We start from the raw sequence: 17,951 nt of genomic DNA, 5'->3' as shown, positions 1-17,951 counted from the left end.
AAGAAGGACGAAGTATGAAGAAAATAAAGTGGACTGTAATAAGCGGCGTAGCAGTGTTTATAGTTGCAATCGTAATCTATAAACTGATTGTGTTAGCTGGTGGTTATATGATGGATGAAAAGCAGTTGGTTTTCCACTCTTCATCACGTATCGTTGATCAGAAAGGAAAAGAAATTACAAAATTATATATAGAAAATCGAGAACTTGTGCCAATTGAGCAAATTCCAAAACATGTGCAGCAAGCATTTCTTGCAGTAGAAGATGCGCGCTTTTATGAACATCATGGCATTGACTATCCTTCCATTTTCAGGGCGGTGTACCGGGATCTTCTAGCGAGAGAGAAAGTGCAAGGAGGCAGTACGATTACACAGCAACTCGTCAAAAATGTATTTTTAACGCATGAAAAAACATTTGTACGCAAGTTGAAAGAAGTTGCAATAGCACTGCAAATCGAGCAAAAATATACAAAACAGCAAATTCTTGAAATGTATATGAACCATATTTACTTTGGTCATGGTGCATATGGAATTCAATCCGCAGCTAAAATGTATTTTAATAAAAATGTAGAGGACTTAACTGTTGAAGAGGGAGCGATGTTAGCTGGGCTTCCGAAAGCACCAAGCGGATATTCTCCGTTTTTACATCCGAAAAAGAGTAAGGAGCGCCGTGATTTAGTCTTGTCTCTCATGCATAACCAAGGATATATAACAGCGGAGGAAAGCGTTCGTTATCAAGGGAAAACCATTGCGCTATATAAAAATCTAGATAAACAGGAGCTTGCCTATATGCCCTATGTAGATATGGTCGTGGATGAAGCGGCACGTCTATATGGTTTGTCACATCAAGAAGTTCTTCGCGGCGGTTATACGTTTGTTGTTTCCATGGATGAAAATATGCAAAAGGTTGCTTATGATCAGTTTCAAGATGAAAAAAACTTCCCAGGGGGAGACCAAAGTGTGCAAGGGGCCTTTTTATTAATGGATAATCAGACGGGAGGAATTAAGGCGGCGATTGGCGGAAGAGAATATGTTCCAAGAGGCTTTAATCGAGTATTTGCAAAGCGTCAACCAGGCTCTGTTTTAAAGCCGCTTCTTGTATATGCGCCAGCCCTGGAAACAAAGAGGTACAATCCGTATTCTTTATTAACGAATGAAAAAACTGCGTTTCAAGGATACGTACCGCGAAATTATAATCATCAATATTCAAAAGAAGTAACGATGTATGATGCGCTCTTACAGTCAGCGAATGTTCCGGCGGTTTCTTTACTGCATGAACTTGGAGTAGAAGAAGGGAAGCAATATTTAGAAAAGGGAAACATTCACATTGCTGATTCAGGCTTAAGCGCCGCACTTGGAGGGTTAAAAGAAGGAGTTTCTCCGTTTGAAATTGTGAAGATGTATCGTGCATTTTTATCAAATGGAAAAATTATTGAGCCGCATGTCATTGAAAAAGTATTCGATCGACATGGGAAAATTATTGGCGAATCCCCAAAAGAGGAAACGAAAATTTTCTCAAAACAGACTGCGTGGTATATGACAAAAATGTTAGAGGGGGTTGTAGAGGAAGGAACAGCAAGAGCAGGAGTGTATAAAGGAGCACTAGCTGGAAAGACAGGGACGACTTCGCTTTCTAACCAACGTGAGGGCGTAAGGGATATTTGGTTTGTCGGATATACGCCAAGTTTAGTAGGGGCGGTATGGATGGGATATGATCGTACAGATAAAAAACATACGTTATATGGTGAAAGTGAGTCTGCTACTGAGCTATTTAAAAAGATTTTAACGAAAGCTCATGTGCAGGACAAAGAAAAATTTAAGCGACCAAAAGGAGTTGTGACGATTAGTAAGCCCATTCATTTAAGGAAAATTGAAAATTTAGAAGCGAAACTATCTTTTCATCCATTTGGTTTATTCACTGCAAAATTAAGCTGGAAACCTCTTCCTGATAAAAGGGTTATGTACAGAATTTATCAAATAGAGAATGGAGTTCATACGTATATTGGAACGGTGAAAGGGACTGGAGAATATGATGTGAAATTTATTAATATATTTGCAAGACCAAGCTTTTACGTTGTTCCATATAACTCGCAAACAAATCGAGAAGGGGAAAAAACAAAAGTAGCTAAACCGTAGTTTTTGCTTGTGATATAATAAGAATGTTCCGAAAATAACGAGCGTTTTTACGAACGTTTGTGTCAATTTCATGAACAACATACATAATGTTATGCATTTTGTTTTTACAAGCTGTATAGTAAAAAAAGATAATTATCGAATAGGATTCGTTTGAAGTGTTCGTGAGGAAGGGAGCAAGGGCTTTGGTAAGAAATATAAATGAGACGTTTTTAAAAGCATGTAAAGGGGAACGAACGGATTATGTACCAGCGTGGTATATGAGACAAGCAGGGCGTTCTCAGCCAGAATATAGAAAGATTAAAGAAAAGTATTCTTTATTTGAAATTACACACAACCCGGAGCTTTGTGCATATGTAACAAAACTTCCAGTTGATCAATACAATGTCGATGCGGCGATTCTATATAAAGATATTATGTCACCGCTTCCAGCAATTGGTGTTGATGTAGAAATAAAATCTGGAATTGGACCAGTAATCGAGAATCCCATTCGTTCTTTACAAGATGTAGAGAAGCTTGGCGAAATTCATCCAGAAGAAGATGTACCATATATATTAGATACCATTCGGTTGTTAACATCAGAAATGTTGGATGTTCCGCTTATCGGTTTTTCAGGTGCGCCATTTACATTAGCGAGCTATATGATTGAAGGCGGTCCGTCTCGTAACTATCATAAAACAAAAGCGTTTATGTATGCAGAACCAAAAGCTTGGTTTGCATTAATGGATAAGCTTTCAGATATGGTCATTGCGTATTTGAAAGCACAAATTCAGGCTGGAGCAAAGGCGGTGCAAGTGTTTGATTCTTGGGTTGGTACAGTGAATGTAGCAGATTATCGCATATTTATTAAACCAGCAATGGAGCGCATTTTTGCACAGGTTCGTGAAATGAACGTACCGATGATTATGCACGGCGTTGGAGCAGGTCACTTAGCAAACGAATGGAATGACTTGCCGCTTGATGTAGTAGGATTAGATTGGCGCTTGCCAATTGAAGAGGCGCGCATGCGCGGTATTCATAAAGCAGTACAAGGCAACATGGATCCTTCGCTATTGCTTGCACCATGGAATGTCATTGAAGAGCATGTAAAAGGCATTTTGGATCAAGGAATAAAACAACCTGGCTATGTCTTTAATTTAGGTCACGGTGTATTTCCAGAGGTGAATCCTGATACGTTAAAACGTTTAACAGCGTTTATTCATGAATATTCGAAAGAGCAGTTAGCGAAGTAAAGGAGAATTAGGGGTATGAAAAAGAAAATTGGGTTGCTTGTTATGGCATACGGAACACCATATAAAGAAGAGGACATTGAACGTTACTATACGCATATTCGTAGAGGACGAAAGCCAAGTCCTGAAATGTTACAGGATTTAACAGAGCGTTATCGTGCAATTGGTGGTATTTCTCCTTTAGCTGCTATTACATTAGAACAAGCGAAAAGACTAGAACAGCGTTTAAATGAAATGCAGGATGATGTGGAATTCCATATGTATCTTGGGTTAAAGCATATTGAGCCTTTTATTGAAGATGCTGTACAAGCTATGCATCATGATGGGATAAAAGAGGCGATTGCTCTTGTTCTTGCCCCTCATTATTCTACTTTTAGTGTGAAATCTTATATTGGACGAGCGCAAGAAGAAGCAGCGAAGCTTGAAGATTTAACGATTCACGGCATTGAGAGCTGGTATAAAGAGCCGAAATTTATTCAGTATTGGGTAGATGCGGTGAAAGGCATCTATGACGGCATGCTAGAAGACGAACGTGAAAAAGCCGTTTTAATTGTATCTGCGCATAGTTTACCGGAAAAAATTATTGCATTAGGCGACCCATATCCAGAGCAATTAAATGAAACGGCAGAATATATTGCTCGTGGTGCAGAAATTCCAAATTACGCAGTCGGTTGGCAAAGTGCCGGCAACACACCTGATCCATGGATTGGACCAGATGTGCAAGATTTAACGAAGGAACTGTATGAAAAGTACGGTTACACTTCATTTGTATATGCACCAGTTGGCTTTGTAGCGGAGCATTTGGAAGTATTATATGACAATGATATTGAATGTAAAATCGTTACGGATGAAATCGGAGCGAAATATTATCGCCCTGAGATGCCAAACGCATCGGAAGCATTTATCGATTGTTTAGCGGACGTCGTGTTAAAGAAACAAGCAGAAGTATTGTAATACTACGCGCGGGAAAGGAGGAACTGTTTTGAAAAAAAGAGTGGTTATCATCGGTGGTGGAATTGCAGGGTTAACAACAGCGTATTACTTGCAAAAAGAAATTCGCGAACAAGGGTTGCAAGTTGATACGTTGTTAATAGAAGCGTCAGGTAAGCTTGGCGGGAAAATTCAAACCGTTCGAAAAGAAGGATTTACAATTGAACGTGGCCCAGATTCTTTCCTTGAAAGAAAAGAAAGCGCTGCTCGATTGGCGAGAGAAGTCGGTTTGGGAGACGAGCTTGTAAATAATAAAGCAGGTCAGTCATTTGTTCTTGTAAACAATCGATTGCATAAGATGCCGGGCGGATCTATGATGGGAATTCCGACACAAATTACACCGTTTCTATTTTCAGGATTGTTTTCTCCGATGGGTAAATTAAGGGCTGGTTTTGATTTTGTACTTCCACGTTCAAAACCAGTTTCGGATCAATCACTAGGTCAATTTTTCCGTCGTCGTTTAGGAAATGAAGTGGTTGAAAATTTAATTGAACCATTGCTCGCTGGTATTTATGCAGGGGATATTGATCAAATGAGTTTGATGGCGACATTTCCAAAAGTGTATCAAATTGAGCAGAAGTACCGCAGTATTTCGCTTGGTATGCGTGAATTAGCACCAAAACGAACAAAAGATGTGAAACCAAAAGGAATATTTTTAACATTAAAAACAGGATTAGAATCGTTAGTTGAGGCAATAGAAGAAAAACTTGATACGAATACAGTGATGAAGGGAACGCGCGTTGAAAAAGTGAAAAAGCTAGGCGATGGCTATGAAATCACTCTTAGCAACGGAAAAGAAATAGGGGCAGATGCAGTTGTCATTGCAGCTCCGCATAAAGGATTGCCATCTATGTTTGCGCAGTATAAAGAGTTCCGCTTCTTCCGCAATATTCCGTCGACATCTGTAGCGAATATCGCATTAGCTTTCCCGAAAGAAGCAATTAAGCGCGATATTGATGGAACTGGATTTGTCGTATCGAGAAATAGTGATTTTTCCATTACAGCTTGCACGTGGACGCATAAAAAGTGGCCGCATACAACGCCGGAAGGGAAAGTATTGTTGCGCTGCTATGTAGGGCGTCCTGGCGATGAAGTCATTGTAGAACAAACAGATGAAGAAATCGTTCAATTTGTATTAGAAGATTTACAAAAAACAATGGACATAGTAGCGAGGCCAGACTTTACTGTTGTGAGCCGCTGGAAAGATGCTATGCCGCAATATACAGTTGGACATAAAAAAAGAATGGAAAAACTAACAGCATTCCTAAAACAAGAACTACCAGGCGTATATTTAGCTGGTAGCTCCTACGCTGGCTCTGGTCTTCCGGATTGTATTGATCAAGGTGAGGCGGCTGTAAAATATGTATTATCTTATTTAGAAGAACGCAATAAAACAAAATTAATCGCGCAATAATGAAAACAGGAGATCGGTGTCTCCTGTTTTTTTGGCGTTAAACATATATAAATTCAACTCGTTATCGCTTTTTTCCGCTAACGGAAAGATCAATTCGGACTTTACTTTTATTTTTTAAAAATAAAAAAGGAGTTTTTTCGTAGTAGAGCGAATAAAAGTAATTTCAAAATATTAGGAGGTATAAAAGATGCGAAATGTAGTGATTGACACAGAATGGAACCGAGAGGATCCCTCTTACATTCGGAAAAGGCTAGGGGAATACAATATAAAGCATCTGTCAGAAAAAGATAGGAACTTCGTTGGCGAAGATTTTTGTTTTAAAATTAAGGATGAAGAAGGGAATATCCTTGGCGGTATTTCAGGAAATACTAAAATGCAAAGTCTTGTCATTCAATTTCTTTGGATTGATGAAAGCCTTCAAGGGAAAGGGTTTGGCAAAAAGCTTATTAAAAAGGCTGAAAAATTCGCTGTGGAGAAGAAATGCCGAATGATCAAGGTAGATACGTTTAGTTTTCAAGCTCCTGATTTTTATAAAAACTTAGGTTTCGAGGTTTATGGCACAGTAGAAGATTTCCCCGAAGGACATAACCATTATTTTTTATTTAAAAAATTATAATAGTAATGTTGGACTGTTCAATTCGAACGGTCTTTTTTTATCTACCTAAGTTAATTTTTTGTAAAGTTTGCCGCATAACCGTTCTTTATAAAGAACGGTTTGTTATGATAGTACATGCCGATAGGACAAAAGAAGTAAGGAGAGGAAGATGGCGGTGAAGAAAGTAATCGGTATCGTTTTATCATTTATACTGTTCATTTCATTTACGGGAACGATAGTGAAAGCGGAAGAAACGAATTCGTTATCAGTGCTTGATGCGATTCAACAGTTTCAGCAGCATGGTAAAAGTAAAGGGGTAGTAGAAGGATATATTGTTGGATATACACAAAGTCCGTCAAAGTATACGAGAGATCCAGCGAAGTTTGGAGATACAAATGTAGCAATTGCAGATTCTCCAGATGAGACCAATCCGGAGAAGATCATGCCTGTTCAGTTGCCAAAAGGTGATGTAAGAGCAGCTGTGAATGTGAAAGAGCATCCTGAAAATGTTGGGAAGAAAGTTCAATTGATAGGTACACTAGAGTTGTATTTTAGTAGCCCTGGTTTAAAAGCAGTATCAGCATACAAGTTTTCAGGAGAAGTAGAAAATCGTGTAAGCAAAGTCACTGCGTCACCAAATGGGGGAGAAGTGGAAAAGGGAACGCTTGTTACATTAACGACGAAGACGGATGGGGCAACAATTTATTATACGCTAGATGGATCAGAGCCTACGAATCAAAGTATTCGTTATCATGAACCGATTGTTTTACAAGAAAATACGGTGATTCAGGCAATTGGGATAAAGGAAGGGGTGGAGTCTTCACCAGTTGCTACGTTTTCATTTATAGTGATAAAAGGCGAGAAAGTACATATTCATGATATTCAAGGGAAAGCGCATATTTCTCCTTATAAGGGGAAAAAAGTGCGCAATATAGAAGGGGTAGTCACTGCGTTAGATAAATACGGTTTTTATATGCAAGATGCACAACCTGATGAGGATCCAGCTACTTCAGAAGGAATTTACGTGTATAAGAAAGATGCGGATGTGAAAGTGGGAGACGTTGTCCAAGTAGATGGACAAGTGGAGGAGCATGTTGGAGCTGGATATGCGGAACGATTTGAAACAGATTTAACTACGACAGAAATTAAGGCAACTCGCGCAATCATAAAGGCGAGTCATGTGCCGCTTCCAGAAGCAGTTGTGCTAGGAGAACATGGCGTGAAGATTCCAGATGAAATCATTGATAATGATGCATTTGGTGTTTTTGATCCGCAGGAAGATGCGATTGATTTTTATGAAAGTTTAGAAGGTATGCGAGTTACACTTCCGATACCAAAAGTGGTTGCACCGCAGAAACATGGGAATTTATATGTAACGATTGCAAATAGTAGCAATAAAGTGGTAACGAAATATGGAACGCCGCTTTTAAGTGAGACGCAACTCAATCCAGAACGCTTATCTTTAAAAGTACCTCATAACTATGTAGCAAAAGTTGGGGATACTTTTAATGGTGATATAACAGGAGTAGTAGGTTATGATTATAGCGCATACCGCATTTCGCCAGTGACGGAATTACCCTCTGTTATAGACGGAGGATTTAAACAAGTGGGAGCAACGATTCAGCCTCGTCTTGGGAAAGTAACAGTCGCTACATATAACATGGAAAATTTTTCAGCAAATCAAAAGGAAACATCTGATGAAAAAGTAAAAGCGCTCGCGTATTCGATTAAATATAATTTGAAAATGCCGGATATTATTGGTGTGCAAGAGATGCAAGATAATAATGGAACAATTAACGATGGCACAACAGATGCTTCATTAAGTGCAAAACGTATAATTGATGCGGTGCAAGCAATCCACGGTCCAAAGTATGAATATGTAGAAGTAGCACCTCTAAACAATCAAGATGGAGGAGCGCCGGGAGCGAATATTCGCGTCGGTTTTTTCTATAATTCATCGCGCGTAAAACTAGCGGATAAACCAAAATTGTTAGAGAAAAATCCGACACGCATTGGGCAGGACAATCCGTTATTTGAAAGCACCCGTAAACCATTAGCCGCTGAATTTACATTCCAAGGTCAACATCTAGTTGTTATTTCTAATCATTTAAACTCAAAAATAGGTGATGCGCCGCCATTTGGAAGCATACAACCACTTGTATGGAAAAGTGAAGAAAAACGAGTACAGCTGGCCCAAGAAGTGAATCGTTTTGTGAAAGGAATTCAAAAACGAGATGCGAACGCACCTGTTGTTGTTGTAGGGGATATGAATGATTTTGAATTCTCTAAACCACTGCAAGCGCTAAAAGGCGACACACTACAAAATATGTTAGAAACCGTTTCAAAAGAAAATCGGTACACATATATTCATGAAGGAAATGCACAAGTACTAGATCACATCTTAGTGACAAATAATATTGCAAATTATACAATTGTAGATCCAGTACACTTAAATACAAATATGATGAAGGAGCACGGCCGCGTCAGCGATCATGACCCAGTGCTTGCGCAAATTGATTTGAAAAAAGCCCGTTCTTTTTAGAGGGGCTTTTTTACGTAGCGGGGTGACGAAATTTGTCGACTGGTCGATATCTTGTGTCGAAACGCCGATAAAATTGATTTTGCGCCGATATATTTCATTTCGCGCCGATAACTAGGTAAGAATCGCTGATATATTGTAATTTTGTGCTTATGATGTAATGTTTAGCGTTTGTTTGCAGCGCATTCTTTTTTGCAGTTTACGTGTATATTTCTTCTTATCTTTTCGTGTTCCTTTTATATACATAAATAAACTAACGATTCCAAATAATGTATATTGCAGAGTAAGGATGTACGAAGACATTCCTTGCAGTGGTTGTTTCGGATCATATAGATGAATAGGTGCTCCTCCAATGGTAGGAGAAATAATATTTAAAATAACATAGGGAAGTGAGCTTACAGTGAATGGGAATAAAATCGCCATGTAATCTTTTCGCGACCATATAGAGGCAGCTAGACCTAATGCAGCCATGAAACCAGCAAATAAAAAATTAATCCCAATGTATACAGAAATATAAGTGATTGGAGAATCATAATACAGTGATGCAAACATGCCATTTGTATTGATCAGACTATTCGTTACGGATGGTACACCATCTGGTATTGTGAGTTTACAAAGTAATAAAGAAAGTAAGAACGGAAAAATATAAAGGAATCCACCACAAAAAAAGGTAACGATATATTTTGTGTATAAATACGAAAGAAAGGAAACTTCTTTACTTATAAAAGACTTAAATTCTTCTGATTGATCAGCGTTATAACTTGTGCTAAATGGTAAAGTAGCGATAATGGGCATTAACAATAAATAAACATCCATTTCATTATCACGAAATCCAATCCACTTATAGGATGTTGTTAATAATTCGTCTGGTACAGAACCAATATATTGCAAAACATAGTAATAGTGATATATAAAAAGAAGAACGAACATACTGCACAAAAAACACAACGAGAGCGGATTTGAAAAAGCTTGTTTCATTTGTAAACGAAGTGCACGCATCATGATTGAGAAACCCCCACTGATTAAAGTTCCACTTTATATTCCGTTTTTGGTAAGAATAATACTTGATTGTAAAAAATATACTTCGTTTCTATGTTACCATTAATTGTAAAGGTTTTCTTGTTTTTTCATGAATAATTGAAATTTTATTTGTAAAATAGAGTTGACAATAAAAGATTACGTTTGTAATCTGTAATAGGGATTACAAACGTAATCCAGAAAGGAGAAATAGAATATGACAAAAGCATTGCCTAAAATATCTGAAGCTGAGTTAGAAATTATGAAAGTACTTTGGTCGAATTCTCCGCAAACGGCAAATGAAATTATTGAGAAGCTAGAGTCAAAAATGGATTGGAAACCAAAGACAATTCGAACACTTATTAATCGGCTCGTTCAAAAAGAAGCAGTTTCATATCATCAAGATAAAGGGCGTATGTATGCGTACTATCCATTAGTATCACAAGATAGCTATTTGCAAGTCGAAACAAAATCGTTACTGAAACGTTTTTGTGGTGCAGCGTTCAAACCGTTACTTGTAAATTTTTTAAAAGAAGAGAAACTTTCTTCAGAAGATATTCATGAATTGAAACGCATTTTGGATGAAAAGACAGAAGAAAATGAGCGGGAAGATAGATCGTAATGATAGATACGTTTGTACATATTTACCTTTCGCGCTTCTTTGACTGGGTAATTGAAACATCACTTATGGCGAGTATATTAGTCGGTATCATCTTATGTGTCAAAATTGTACTCAAAGATAAGCTAACGCCTAGGTGGCAATATGTATTATGGATGATTTTAGTAGTGAGACTTCTTTTACCATGGTCACCAGATAGCTCTTATAGCATTTATTCTCTATTCTATCAATCAGAGGTTTCTGAAGTATTTCCGAAACAGTCATCTTCTATAACTTTACAAAAATCAATGCAGGAGAATCAAGAATTCAAAGGGGCACTTGAGACACCCGTGAAACAAAAGGAAGAGCAAAAAGAGGCTACATTTTCGATGTATAACCTTGCATTATATATTTGGTTATTTGGAGTCAGTTTATTAGCAATTGTAACGTTTGTTATGAACGGACGATTATATTTTTACATAAAGAAGCAGCCCCATATTACAAAGGAAAATATTATGATGATATTTGAAAATTGCCGAAAGTCGGTGGGAATCAGGAGAAATATCCCGATATGCGTAGCTGGAAAAATTTCTAGTCCGACTGTTTTTGGTTTCTTTAGGCCAAGGGTATTATTATCAAATCAACATATGGAACGATTGAATGAGAAACAGCTCGAATATATTTTCTATCATGAATTAGCGCATATAAAGAGGCGAGATGTTGCGGTGAACTGGTTAATGTATAGTTTACTTATTTTAAATTGGTTTAATCCTATTCTTTGGTATGCATATTCATGTATGCGAGAAGATCAAGAATTAGCATGTGATGCACTTGCACTTACTTTTGTAGATTCAGAGGAACAAATTGCATATGGGCATACAATCATTACGCTATTAGAACATTATTCTGGCTACTACCAAGCACCGAGTTTAGCTAATTTAAGTAGAAATAAACATACATTAAAAAGGAGAATTTTCATGATAAAAAAATTCAAAAAAACATCTTATCGCTTGTCAGCACTTGGTGTAATCGTCGTTGTTGCTGTTGCATTTGTTTCTTTACTGAATCTGAATGTACGTGCAACTGAAGTGGATCAAAGACAGAAGGAACAAGTACTAGAAAAAAAGAAGCAATCGAAAGCAGCTTTTGAAGAGGCGATCGATAGAATATTAGGTACACCAGAAAACGCGAGCAGAGAATGGGGAATGTCGATAAAGACATATAAATATCATACGGATTTTTTGTATTTGGCTGAAAAATGTTTAACAAAAGAAGAATTTAACCAGTACGTACAATTGTATAAGGAAACTTTCCAAATTTATAAAAAAGCAATGGTCAAGAAAAAGGTAGGAGAGAATTATGAAGGGGATATGAAAGAATTTAAACGAGAACGCTTAAGTAAAGCCGATAATGAACGATTAACTGCAATTGAAAAGAAAACGAAACCATTTGAAGATAGAGTAGGAGACTCTTTAACGTTCACTGTAGAAGAGGCACAAAAGCATGTTAAGTTTCCAATTAAGCAACCGTCTTATACAAGTAATGGGTATGAACTGAAGAAAGAGTCGGCGGCTTCATATTTTGGGAGAGATTTAGAATTAGTTGTTACATCCGAATATAGGAAAGGAAAATATGGATATACAATTTATCAATCGGGACAGTATGTGAATAATAAGGATCCGCTTCGTTATATGTTCCCATGGGACGAAAATATGGAAAATTATAAATTAGAAGGGAATCAAATTGTCTTTGTGAAACCACCTTCTTATAGTAATAGTAAATTAAAAGGTATGAAGGTGTTTGTCCATGAAAGCGGAAAAAATATTGCACATCAAATTGTAATTGTGAATGGTATTTTTACTAGAGGTGAAGCGAATGATGAAGAAACAATTGATGAGGATTTAACGAAGAAGGAAATGGAGAAAATATTGCTGTCTATGTTGAAATAAAGGTGAGAGCTCATAATCAGTGAGGAATGAAACCCCATTGATGAAAGCTTCACTTTATAACATATTTCTACCTTTTCACTTCCGTCCCTTTTTTGATACACTATGACTATTATAAGCAAGTCTCCATTTATAGACTGGAATTTTTGATACGGGGAATAACTAAAAAGGAGAACTTGTATATACTGGAAGACTGTGATAATATCAAATGTGTACAAATTGACTATATTATCCATTTGGTCACTTTTGGAGGTGGAGATGTGGCAATAGATCGAAAACGTTCTATTATTGAGGCTGCAACAAAATCTTTTTCAGCGTTTGGTTATAAGGCAACGACAATGGATCAAGTTGCTAAATTGGCGAATGTTGGAAAAGGGACAATTTATACTTTTTTCAAAAATAAAGAAGAATTATTTGGTGAAATTATTTCGAATTTAATTGCAGAAATGAAGGAAGTTGCAAAAGAATCCATTCGTCCAGATATTTCATTTTTTGAAAATGTACATAGAGCATTATACAGCATCTTAGAATTTAGAAAAGAGCATCAGCTTATGATTAAGCTCATCCAAGAAGAACGAGATATGGGAACGAAAGAAGTACAAGAAGTGATGCAGCAAGTAGATACAGAAATTGTATCCTTTATTCAATCCTATTTGGAAATTGCAATCGAGAAAGGTGAAATTAGTAAATGCGATCCAGAAATTACAGCGTTTATTATGCTTAGACTATATGTATCGCTTATTTTCGATTGGGAAAAAAATCATGAGCCACTGGAAAAAGAAAGAATTGCACAGTTATTTGAACTATATTTATTAAAAGGATTGTCAAACTAAGATAATCCTTTTTTTGTGTCAGTAGGAATGGTTCTGTAGTATGACGGTTACGTGAAGTGTGTTCTATACTCATATATATTGCATAAGATGTTCAAGAGAAAGAAAGAAGGGCGGGGAGTTTTATCATATATTTGCAATATGAAATTGGGGAGATAGAAGGGCTTTGTAATCAGCTCATGGCTATTTTTAGAACAATAGGAGAAGCTTTATATTATGCGAAGCAACATGATTCAGTTTGTCTCCTTTTAAAAGATGTTCAAACTCGAAATTCCGTTGACTTTCATAGGAGCCCGTATTTTTCGAAAATCAGTATTGATTCTTATTTGGATGTAGATGAATGTAGGGCATTATTTTACAAGAAAAATATCTTAGTGAAGCGGCACAAACCGCATATGGAAGAGACTTCTAAGCATATGATTACTTGTAGGCGGTTTCTTCAACGCCATATAGTACGAGATGAAAGTAGGGAGACAGGACAATTTATCGCAAAATCTTTACCCTTTGCGAAACATATACAAAAGTTAGCTAGCTGCATGATTGGTCTCATGTCTTTTTACCCGAGATGGAGAGCGATTCAGCTTAGAATTGAAGGAGATTTAGTTCATTTACCTGTAGAAGGATTCGACTTAGCGGCTCATACAGAAAATCAACTTCAACAAATAATCAATACAATTGCAAGTACAGCGGATTTATCGGCTGTTTATATTGCTTCTGGTGTTCAAGAGGAAAAGTATCATCGCATTGTAGCCCGTATAAAAGAACATTTTCCTCATTTAGTCATAGTCAGAAAGCAAGATGTTTTACAAGCGCACCCTGACCTGCAGAAGGAGTTAGACGCATTGTGTTTAGAGGAACAAGCATTAGTCGACTGGTTTGTTTGTATCGGTGCGCCTCTTTTTGCTGGACCTCATGCCTCCTCATTTACTTATTTAGCAGGATATATGCGCCATTATCGAGGATTTGATAAAGAAGTGACATATTTATGGCCAGAGTATCAACCATATTGGGATCGATGGTTTCCTCGTCTCTAAAGAAGAGTACATAAAAAATAGTGCCATATGTAATGGCACTATTTTTTATGGTCGTATGTGTAAGCAGTGAGTTATATGTTACTCCCTGCATATTTTTTTTTGTAGTTCCTCTTTCTTATCGAATACATCTTGAAACTTGCTGTCATATCCTTTCGGAAATAGGACACCTAAACCATATGAATGGGAAAATTCAAGATAAGGATGCTGTTTTTTTAAGGTCTCCCATAACTTATATACGCCAAAACCACGATCCAACACGGCAATATCATGAAAGAAAATGACACCATTTTTAGCGACTTTCGGTAACCATGTTTCAAAATCATGTGAAACAGCTTCAAATGTATGATAACCATCAATATGCAATACATCTATACTTTCATCTTCAAATAAATGTAAAGCATCATCAAATGTGGAGCGGATTAAGCGTCCGATTGTTGGATAACAATGGTTTGTCACATAACTAACCATTTCAAACACATTCTCTCCGTATGGTCCGCTATGTAAATCACCTTTCCAAGTGTCAACAGCAAAACATTCGGCGGAAAGTTGTTCATCTTTTATTCCTTGGCAAAAGCTATAAAAAGAAGAACCATAATGTGTTCCTAATTCCACTACCTTTTTCGGTTTCATAAATCGAATGAAGTCATATGCAAAGTGGTTGTGTCCCACCCAAGCAGAAGATAATCGAATAGACGGATGTACGTGATCAACATCAAATACTGGATTATGATATATCCATTGCATATACAGTTCCCCCCCTGAAATTCGGCTCATAATGTAAATATATGTATGTCCTTCAAGGATAGAACGATTTTCGCAGTCATTAACAATTTGAATCGGTTATGATGGTTTTCTCTAAACGTTCTTTCTGATGAAGATGATGTGCAAAGTGCATATACACAAGTTGAAACCATTCTGTTGCACATAAGTGACCAAGTCCAGGATGTACCACTGTATGATGGGACGGAATAGAAGAGAGCTTTAGCTGAGTCTTTTTCATCTTGTCGATAAGCTGTAATAATCCTTGTTTTAGTGTTTCTTTATTTGTTGGGTTTTCTGGTGTATATCCAGGGCGATTCGGTATTTTGATTTGAATAGGAGGGAAGGCTCCCGTTTTATATACGTTTTCCCCCATTTCTGTTTTTTTACCATTAATTATAGCTGAATCAGTTGCACATTGTTCTATTGCATGTAATTGCATATTGGAAGCTGCAAGTAAGTGATAATACATTTGTCCAAGCGACCATTCTTCTTCAGAAGGCTTTCGTCTCAGTTGTTCCATTGAGTATTTGTCTAATTTATTGATGTAATACAGTGCTAATGTTTCAAACTTCTCTAAAACCATAGTATTGTTCATAGCGTGATCTCCTTTATATAAAAATATATTTCTTAAGGACGACTATAAACGCTTCCTACTGACACCGTTATGTCAGTAGGAAAAGAAAAGTTAAGATTGTAACATTTTCTTTGCTTCTTCTCGCATTTTATAAGCAAGAATTGTTGGTTCTAATACTTTTACTTGACTGCCCCAGCTGAATATCCATTGAAATACCTCATCAATAGTTCTAGATTTTAAAATGACATGAAAACCATCATTTTTATGTTCATATGAATCAATAAAAAAGTAACGAGACTCAACAATTTTATGTGCAATCTGAGTAGAGAATACTAAATGAATTGTAACAGTTCGATTATCTGTTGGTTGATAATCTTGTAAATAAAAGTTTTTCGGTTTTTTGAAAAAGGTGTGTTCTTGTTGTAAGTCATCCATACGATCTAAACGGAAATGACGGATTTGTTTTCGCAACAAGCAATAGCTAACGATATACCAAATGCCTGAAATATTGACTAATCCATAAGGGTGAACAGTACGTTTTATTTTTTCGATTTGATTTGGTTTTCGGTAAGAAAAAGAAACGCATCGTGCTGTTTGAATGGCTTCTTGTAAAAGAATAAGCTGGTTTTCCAGTTGTTCTGGATTACATTTTTGATGAGGAAAGGTTCCAGATAAGAAGCGGAAAGTTCCTTTTAAATTTTCGATTTGTGTTTGTTGTTCAGAAGGGAGAATAGATTCCAATTTTTCCTTAGCGGATTTGGCGTGTATAGAAAAATGAGAATCGAAGTTTTTCTCCACATAATCGCTTCCAAGTAAAAGAGATACAGCTTCCTCAGGTTTGAATTGGATAGGTGGCAAGAAATAACCATCCATTAAAGAATACCCTTGCCCTGGAATAGAAAAGATGGGAATCCCCGATTCACTAAGGGCTTGCATATCCCGGTAAATGGTTCTTTTACATGTTTCAAATTTCTCTGCTAACATGTGAGCTGTCACAACTTGCTTCCTCTGTAATTCAATTAATATAGCGAGTAAACGATCCGTTCGGTTCATGATAATCATCCTATTTCTATTTATTCTGTTTATAGCAAGTGTTCGAAAAGTCCACTCATTTCTCCTGCAAATACATACTTTTCCCTATGAATAATATTAATATAGTAAAATCATAAGAACGTATATTGCAGTTTCCAATAATATACTATATAATTTACTTAAGAAAACGTTTTCATACAAAGGGGGAGAATTTCGTGTCAACGATCGAGGACGTGGCGAAATTAGCGGGATTATCAAGAACAACGGTTTCTCGGGTGATTAATAACCATCCGTACGTATCAGATGAGAAGAAAAAGAGAGTTCAATTAGCGATGAAACATTTAGGTTTCGTACCTAATTCGGCAGCAAGAAGACTTCGAAAACAAAAAACGGAGACAATTGCAGTCCTTGTTCCAAGGATTACAAATCCTTTTTTTAGTAGATTTATTGAAGCAATTGAGATTGCTGCTTCTGAACATAAATATAAACTGATTATTTGTCAAACAAGATACTTACCAGAAAAAGAGATGGAATACTTACAACTGTTATCAACAAAACAAGTAGATGGCATTATTTTATGTTCCCTTGAGAATTCATGGGAAGATGTGGAGCCATATTTACAACACGGTCCAATCGTGTTATGTAATGAATATATTGAAGAAGCAAATATTCCAACGGTTAAATTTGATCATGCTCAAGGGGCATATATTGCGGCAAAACATGTATTAGAGCAAGGGTATCGCAATCTTATTTTCTGCCGTGGAAATGAAACAAAGGTAATTAGTCAACAACGAAAAATGGGATTTTTACGTGCAGTTACTGAGCAAGGGAAACAAGTAGAGGGAATTGATTTTATTGAAAACGTTTTCTCGTGGAGCGATGGGAAAAGACTCTTCCATGATGTATTAAAGGACAAAAAAAATCCTACCGCTATTTTGGCAGGAGGCGATGAGGTTGCAGCTGGAATTATTTCAGAGGCGAAACGCCATAACTGGAGTATTCCAGATCACCTAGCTGTAATCGGTTTTGATAATCAAATTTTATCTAAAATTACAGAGCCTGGTATTACGACAATGGAACAACCAATCGATGACATGGCTCACAAAGTCGTTGATTTAATGATAGATAAAATTCATACAAAAAATTATCGCAAAAAAGAACTATATGAATTTGAACTAGAGCTTTTAGTGAAAGGTTCAACGATGAAAAATGCGATGTTACTAGCCTAGTAGACAATGTCTGCTAGGTTTTTTTATGTGTAT

The 17,951-nt window shown here is 36.8% G+C and carries 15 protein-coding genes; 11 read left to right on the top strand and 4 right to left on the bottom strand.

The window, feature by feature from the left end; genetic code table 11:
* Nucleotides 1–14: 14 nt before the first annotated feature.
* The 6 genes from MR063_RS17055 to MR063_RS17030 all read left to right on the top strand — a co-directional run bounded on the left by MR063_RS17055 (nucleotide 15) and on the right by MR063_RS17030 (nucleotide 8,899).
* Nucleotides 15–2,132, top strand: coding sequence for a transglycosylase domain-containing protein (locus tag MR063_RS17055; protein WP_242200064.1), 2,118 nt, complete (start codon nucleotides 15–17; stop codon nucleotides 2,130–2,132).
* Between the two features lie 182 nt (nucleotides 2,133–2,314).
* Nucleotides 2,315–3,361: a uroporphyrinogen decarboxylase gene (hemE, locus tag MR063_RS17050; protein ID WP_242200057.1), complete on the top strand. Its 1,047-nt coding sequence runs from the start codon at nucleotides 2,315–2,317 to the stop codon at nucleotides 3,359–3,361.
* Nucleotides 3,362–3,376: 15 nt separating this feature from the next.
* A complete protein-coding gene (hemH, locus tag MR063_RS17045; protein WP_242200055.1) occupies nucleotides 3,377–4,312 on the top strand; it encodes a ferrochelatase in 936 nt (311 codons plus the stop codon).
* Between the two features lie 28 nt (nucleotides 4,313–4,340).
* The gene (gene hemY, locus MR063_RS17040) at nucleotides 4,341–5,762 is read left to right on the top strand and encodes a protoporphyrinogen oxidase (RefSeq protein WP_242200050.1); all 1,422 of its coding nucleotides are present in this window, start codon (nucleotides 4,341–4,343) and stop codon (nucleotides 5,760–5,762) included.
* A gap of 187 nt (nucleotides 5,763–5,949) precedes the next feature.
* Nucleotides 5,950–6,378 carry a GNAT family N-acetyltransferase gene (locus MR063_RS17035; RefSeq protein ID WP_242200049.1) on the top strand — a complete coding sequence of 143 codons (429 nt, stop codon included), beginning with the start codon at nucleotides 5,950–5,952 and terminating at the stop codon, nucleotides 6,376–6,378.
* A 148-nt stretch (nucleotides 6,379–6,526) separates the two neighbouring features.
* Entirely contained in the window at nucleotides 6,527–8,899 is a 2,373-nt protein-coding gene (locus MR063_RS17030; protein WP_242200047.1) for a DUF6359 domain-containing protein, read from the top strand.
* Nucleotides 8,900–9,046: 147 nt separating this feature from the next.
* On the opposite strand, the gene MR063_RS17025 is transcribed toward MR063_RS17030, so the two are convergent.
* A complete protein-coding gene (locus MR063_RS17025) occupies nucleotides 9,047–9,898 on the bottom strand; it encodes a hypothetical protein (RefSeq protein ID WP_242200045.1) in 852 nt (283 codons plus the stop codon).
* A 232-nt stretch (nucleotides 9,899–10,130) separates the two neighbouring features.
* Between MR063_RS17025 and MR063_RS17020 the strand changes: the two genes are divergently transcribed.
* The 4 genes from MR063_RS17020 to MR063_RS17005 all read left to right on the top strand — a co-directional run bounded on the left by MR063_RS17020 (nucleotide 10,131) and on the right by MR063_RS17005 (nucleotide 14,321).
* On the top strand, nucleotides 10,131–10,535 hold the full coding sequence (locus tag MR063_RS17020; protein WP_242200044.1) for a BlaI/MecI/CopY family transcriptional regulator: 405 nt from the start codon (nucleotides 10,131–10,133) through the stop codon (nucleotides 10,533–10,535).
* On the top strand, nucleotides 10,535–12,460 hold the full coding sequence (locus MR063_RS17015) for a M56 family metallopeptidase (RefSeq protein ID WP_242200041.1): 1,926 nt from the start codon (nucleotides 10,535–10,537) through the stop codon (nucleotides 12,458–12,460). The genes MR063_RS17020 and MR063_RS17015 overlap by 1 nt, the downstream gene beginning before the upstream one ends.
* 257 nt (nucleotides 12,461–12,717) lie before the next feature.
* Entirely contained in the window at nucleotides 12,718–13,290 is a 573-nt protein-coding gene (locus MR063_RS17010; RefSeq protein WP_242200040.1) for a TetR/AcrR family transcriptional regulator, read from the top strand.
* A 176-nt stretch (nucleotides 13,291–13,466) separates the two neighbouring features.
* Complete coding sequence (locus tag MR063_RS17005; RefSeq protein WP_242200039.1) at nucleotides 13,467–14,321, top strand: O-fucosyltransferase family protein; 855 nt, start codon at nucleotides 13,467–13,469, stop codon at nucleotides 14,319–14,321.
* Nucleotides 14,322–14,399: 78 nt separating this feature from the next.
* On the opposite strand, the gene MR063_RS17000 is transcribed toward MR063_RS17005, so the two are convergent.
* From MR063_RS17000 to MR063_RS16990, 3 genes are all read right to left on the bottom strand, one after another.
* Entirely contained in the window at nucleotides 14,400–15,065 is a 666-nt protein-coding gene (locus MR063_RS17000; protein ID WP_242200036.1) for a class I SAM-dependent methyltransferase, read from the bottom strand.
* Nucleotides 15,066–15,144: 79 nt separating this feature from the next.
* The gene (locus tag MR063_RS16995) at nucleotides 15,145–15,678 is read right to left on the bottom strand and encodes a DinB family protein (RefSeq protein ID WP_242200034.1); all 534 of its coding nucleotides are present in this window, start codon (nucleotides 15,676–15,678) and stop codon (nucleotides 15,145–15,147) included.
* Nucleotides 15,679–15,768: 90 nt separating this feature from the next.
* Nucleotides 15,769–16,710, bottom strand: a complete 942-nt coding sequence (locus MR063_RS16990; RefSeq protein WP_242200032.1) for a helix-turn-helix transcriptional regulator — start codon at nucleotides 16,708–16,710, stop codon at nucleotides 15,769–15,771.
* Nucleotides 16,711–16,904: 194 nt separating this feature from the next.
* On the opposite strand from MR063_RS16990, the gene MR063_RS16985 reads away from it, so the two are divergent.
* Nucleotides 16,905–17,918: a LacI family DNA-binding transcriptional regulator gene (locus MR063_RS16985; protein ID WP_242142173.1), complete on the top strand. Its 1,014-nt coding sequence runs from the start codon at nucleotides 16,905–16,907 to the stop codon at nucleotides 17,916–17,918.
* Nucleotides 17,919–17,951: the final 33 nt, after the last annotated feature.

Source organism: Bacillus cereus group sp. BfR-BA-01492 (assembly GCF_022662815.1).
Taxonomy (GTDB): Bacteria; Bacillota; Bacilli; order Bacillales; family Bacillaceae_G; genus Bacillus_A; species Bacillus_A cereus_BD.
This window is presented reverse-complemented; position numbering and strand designations above follow the sequence as displayed.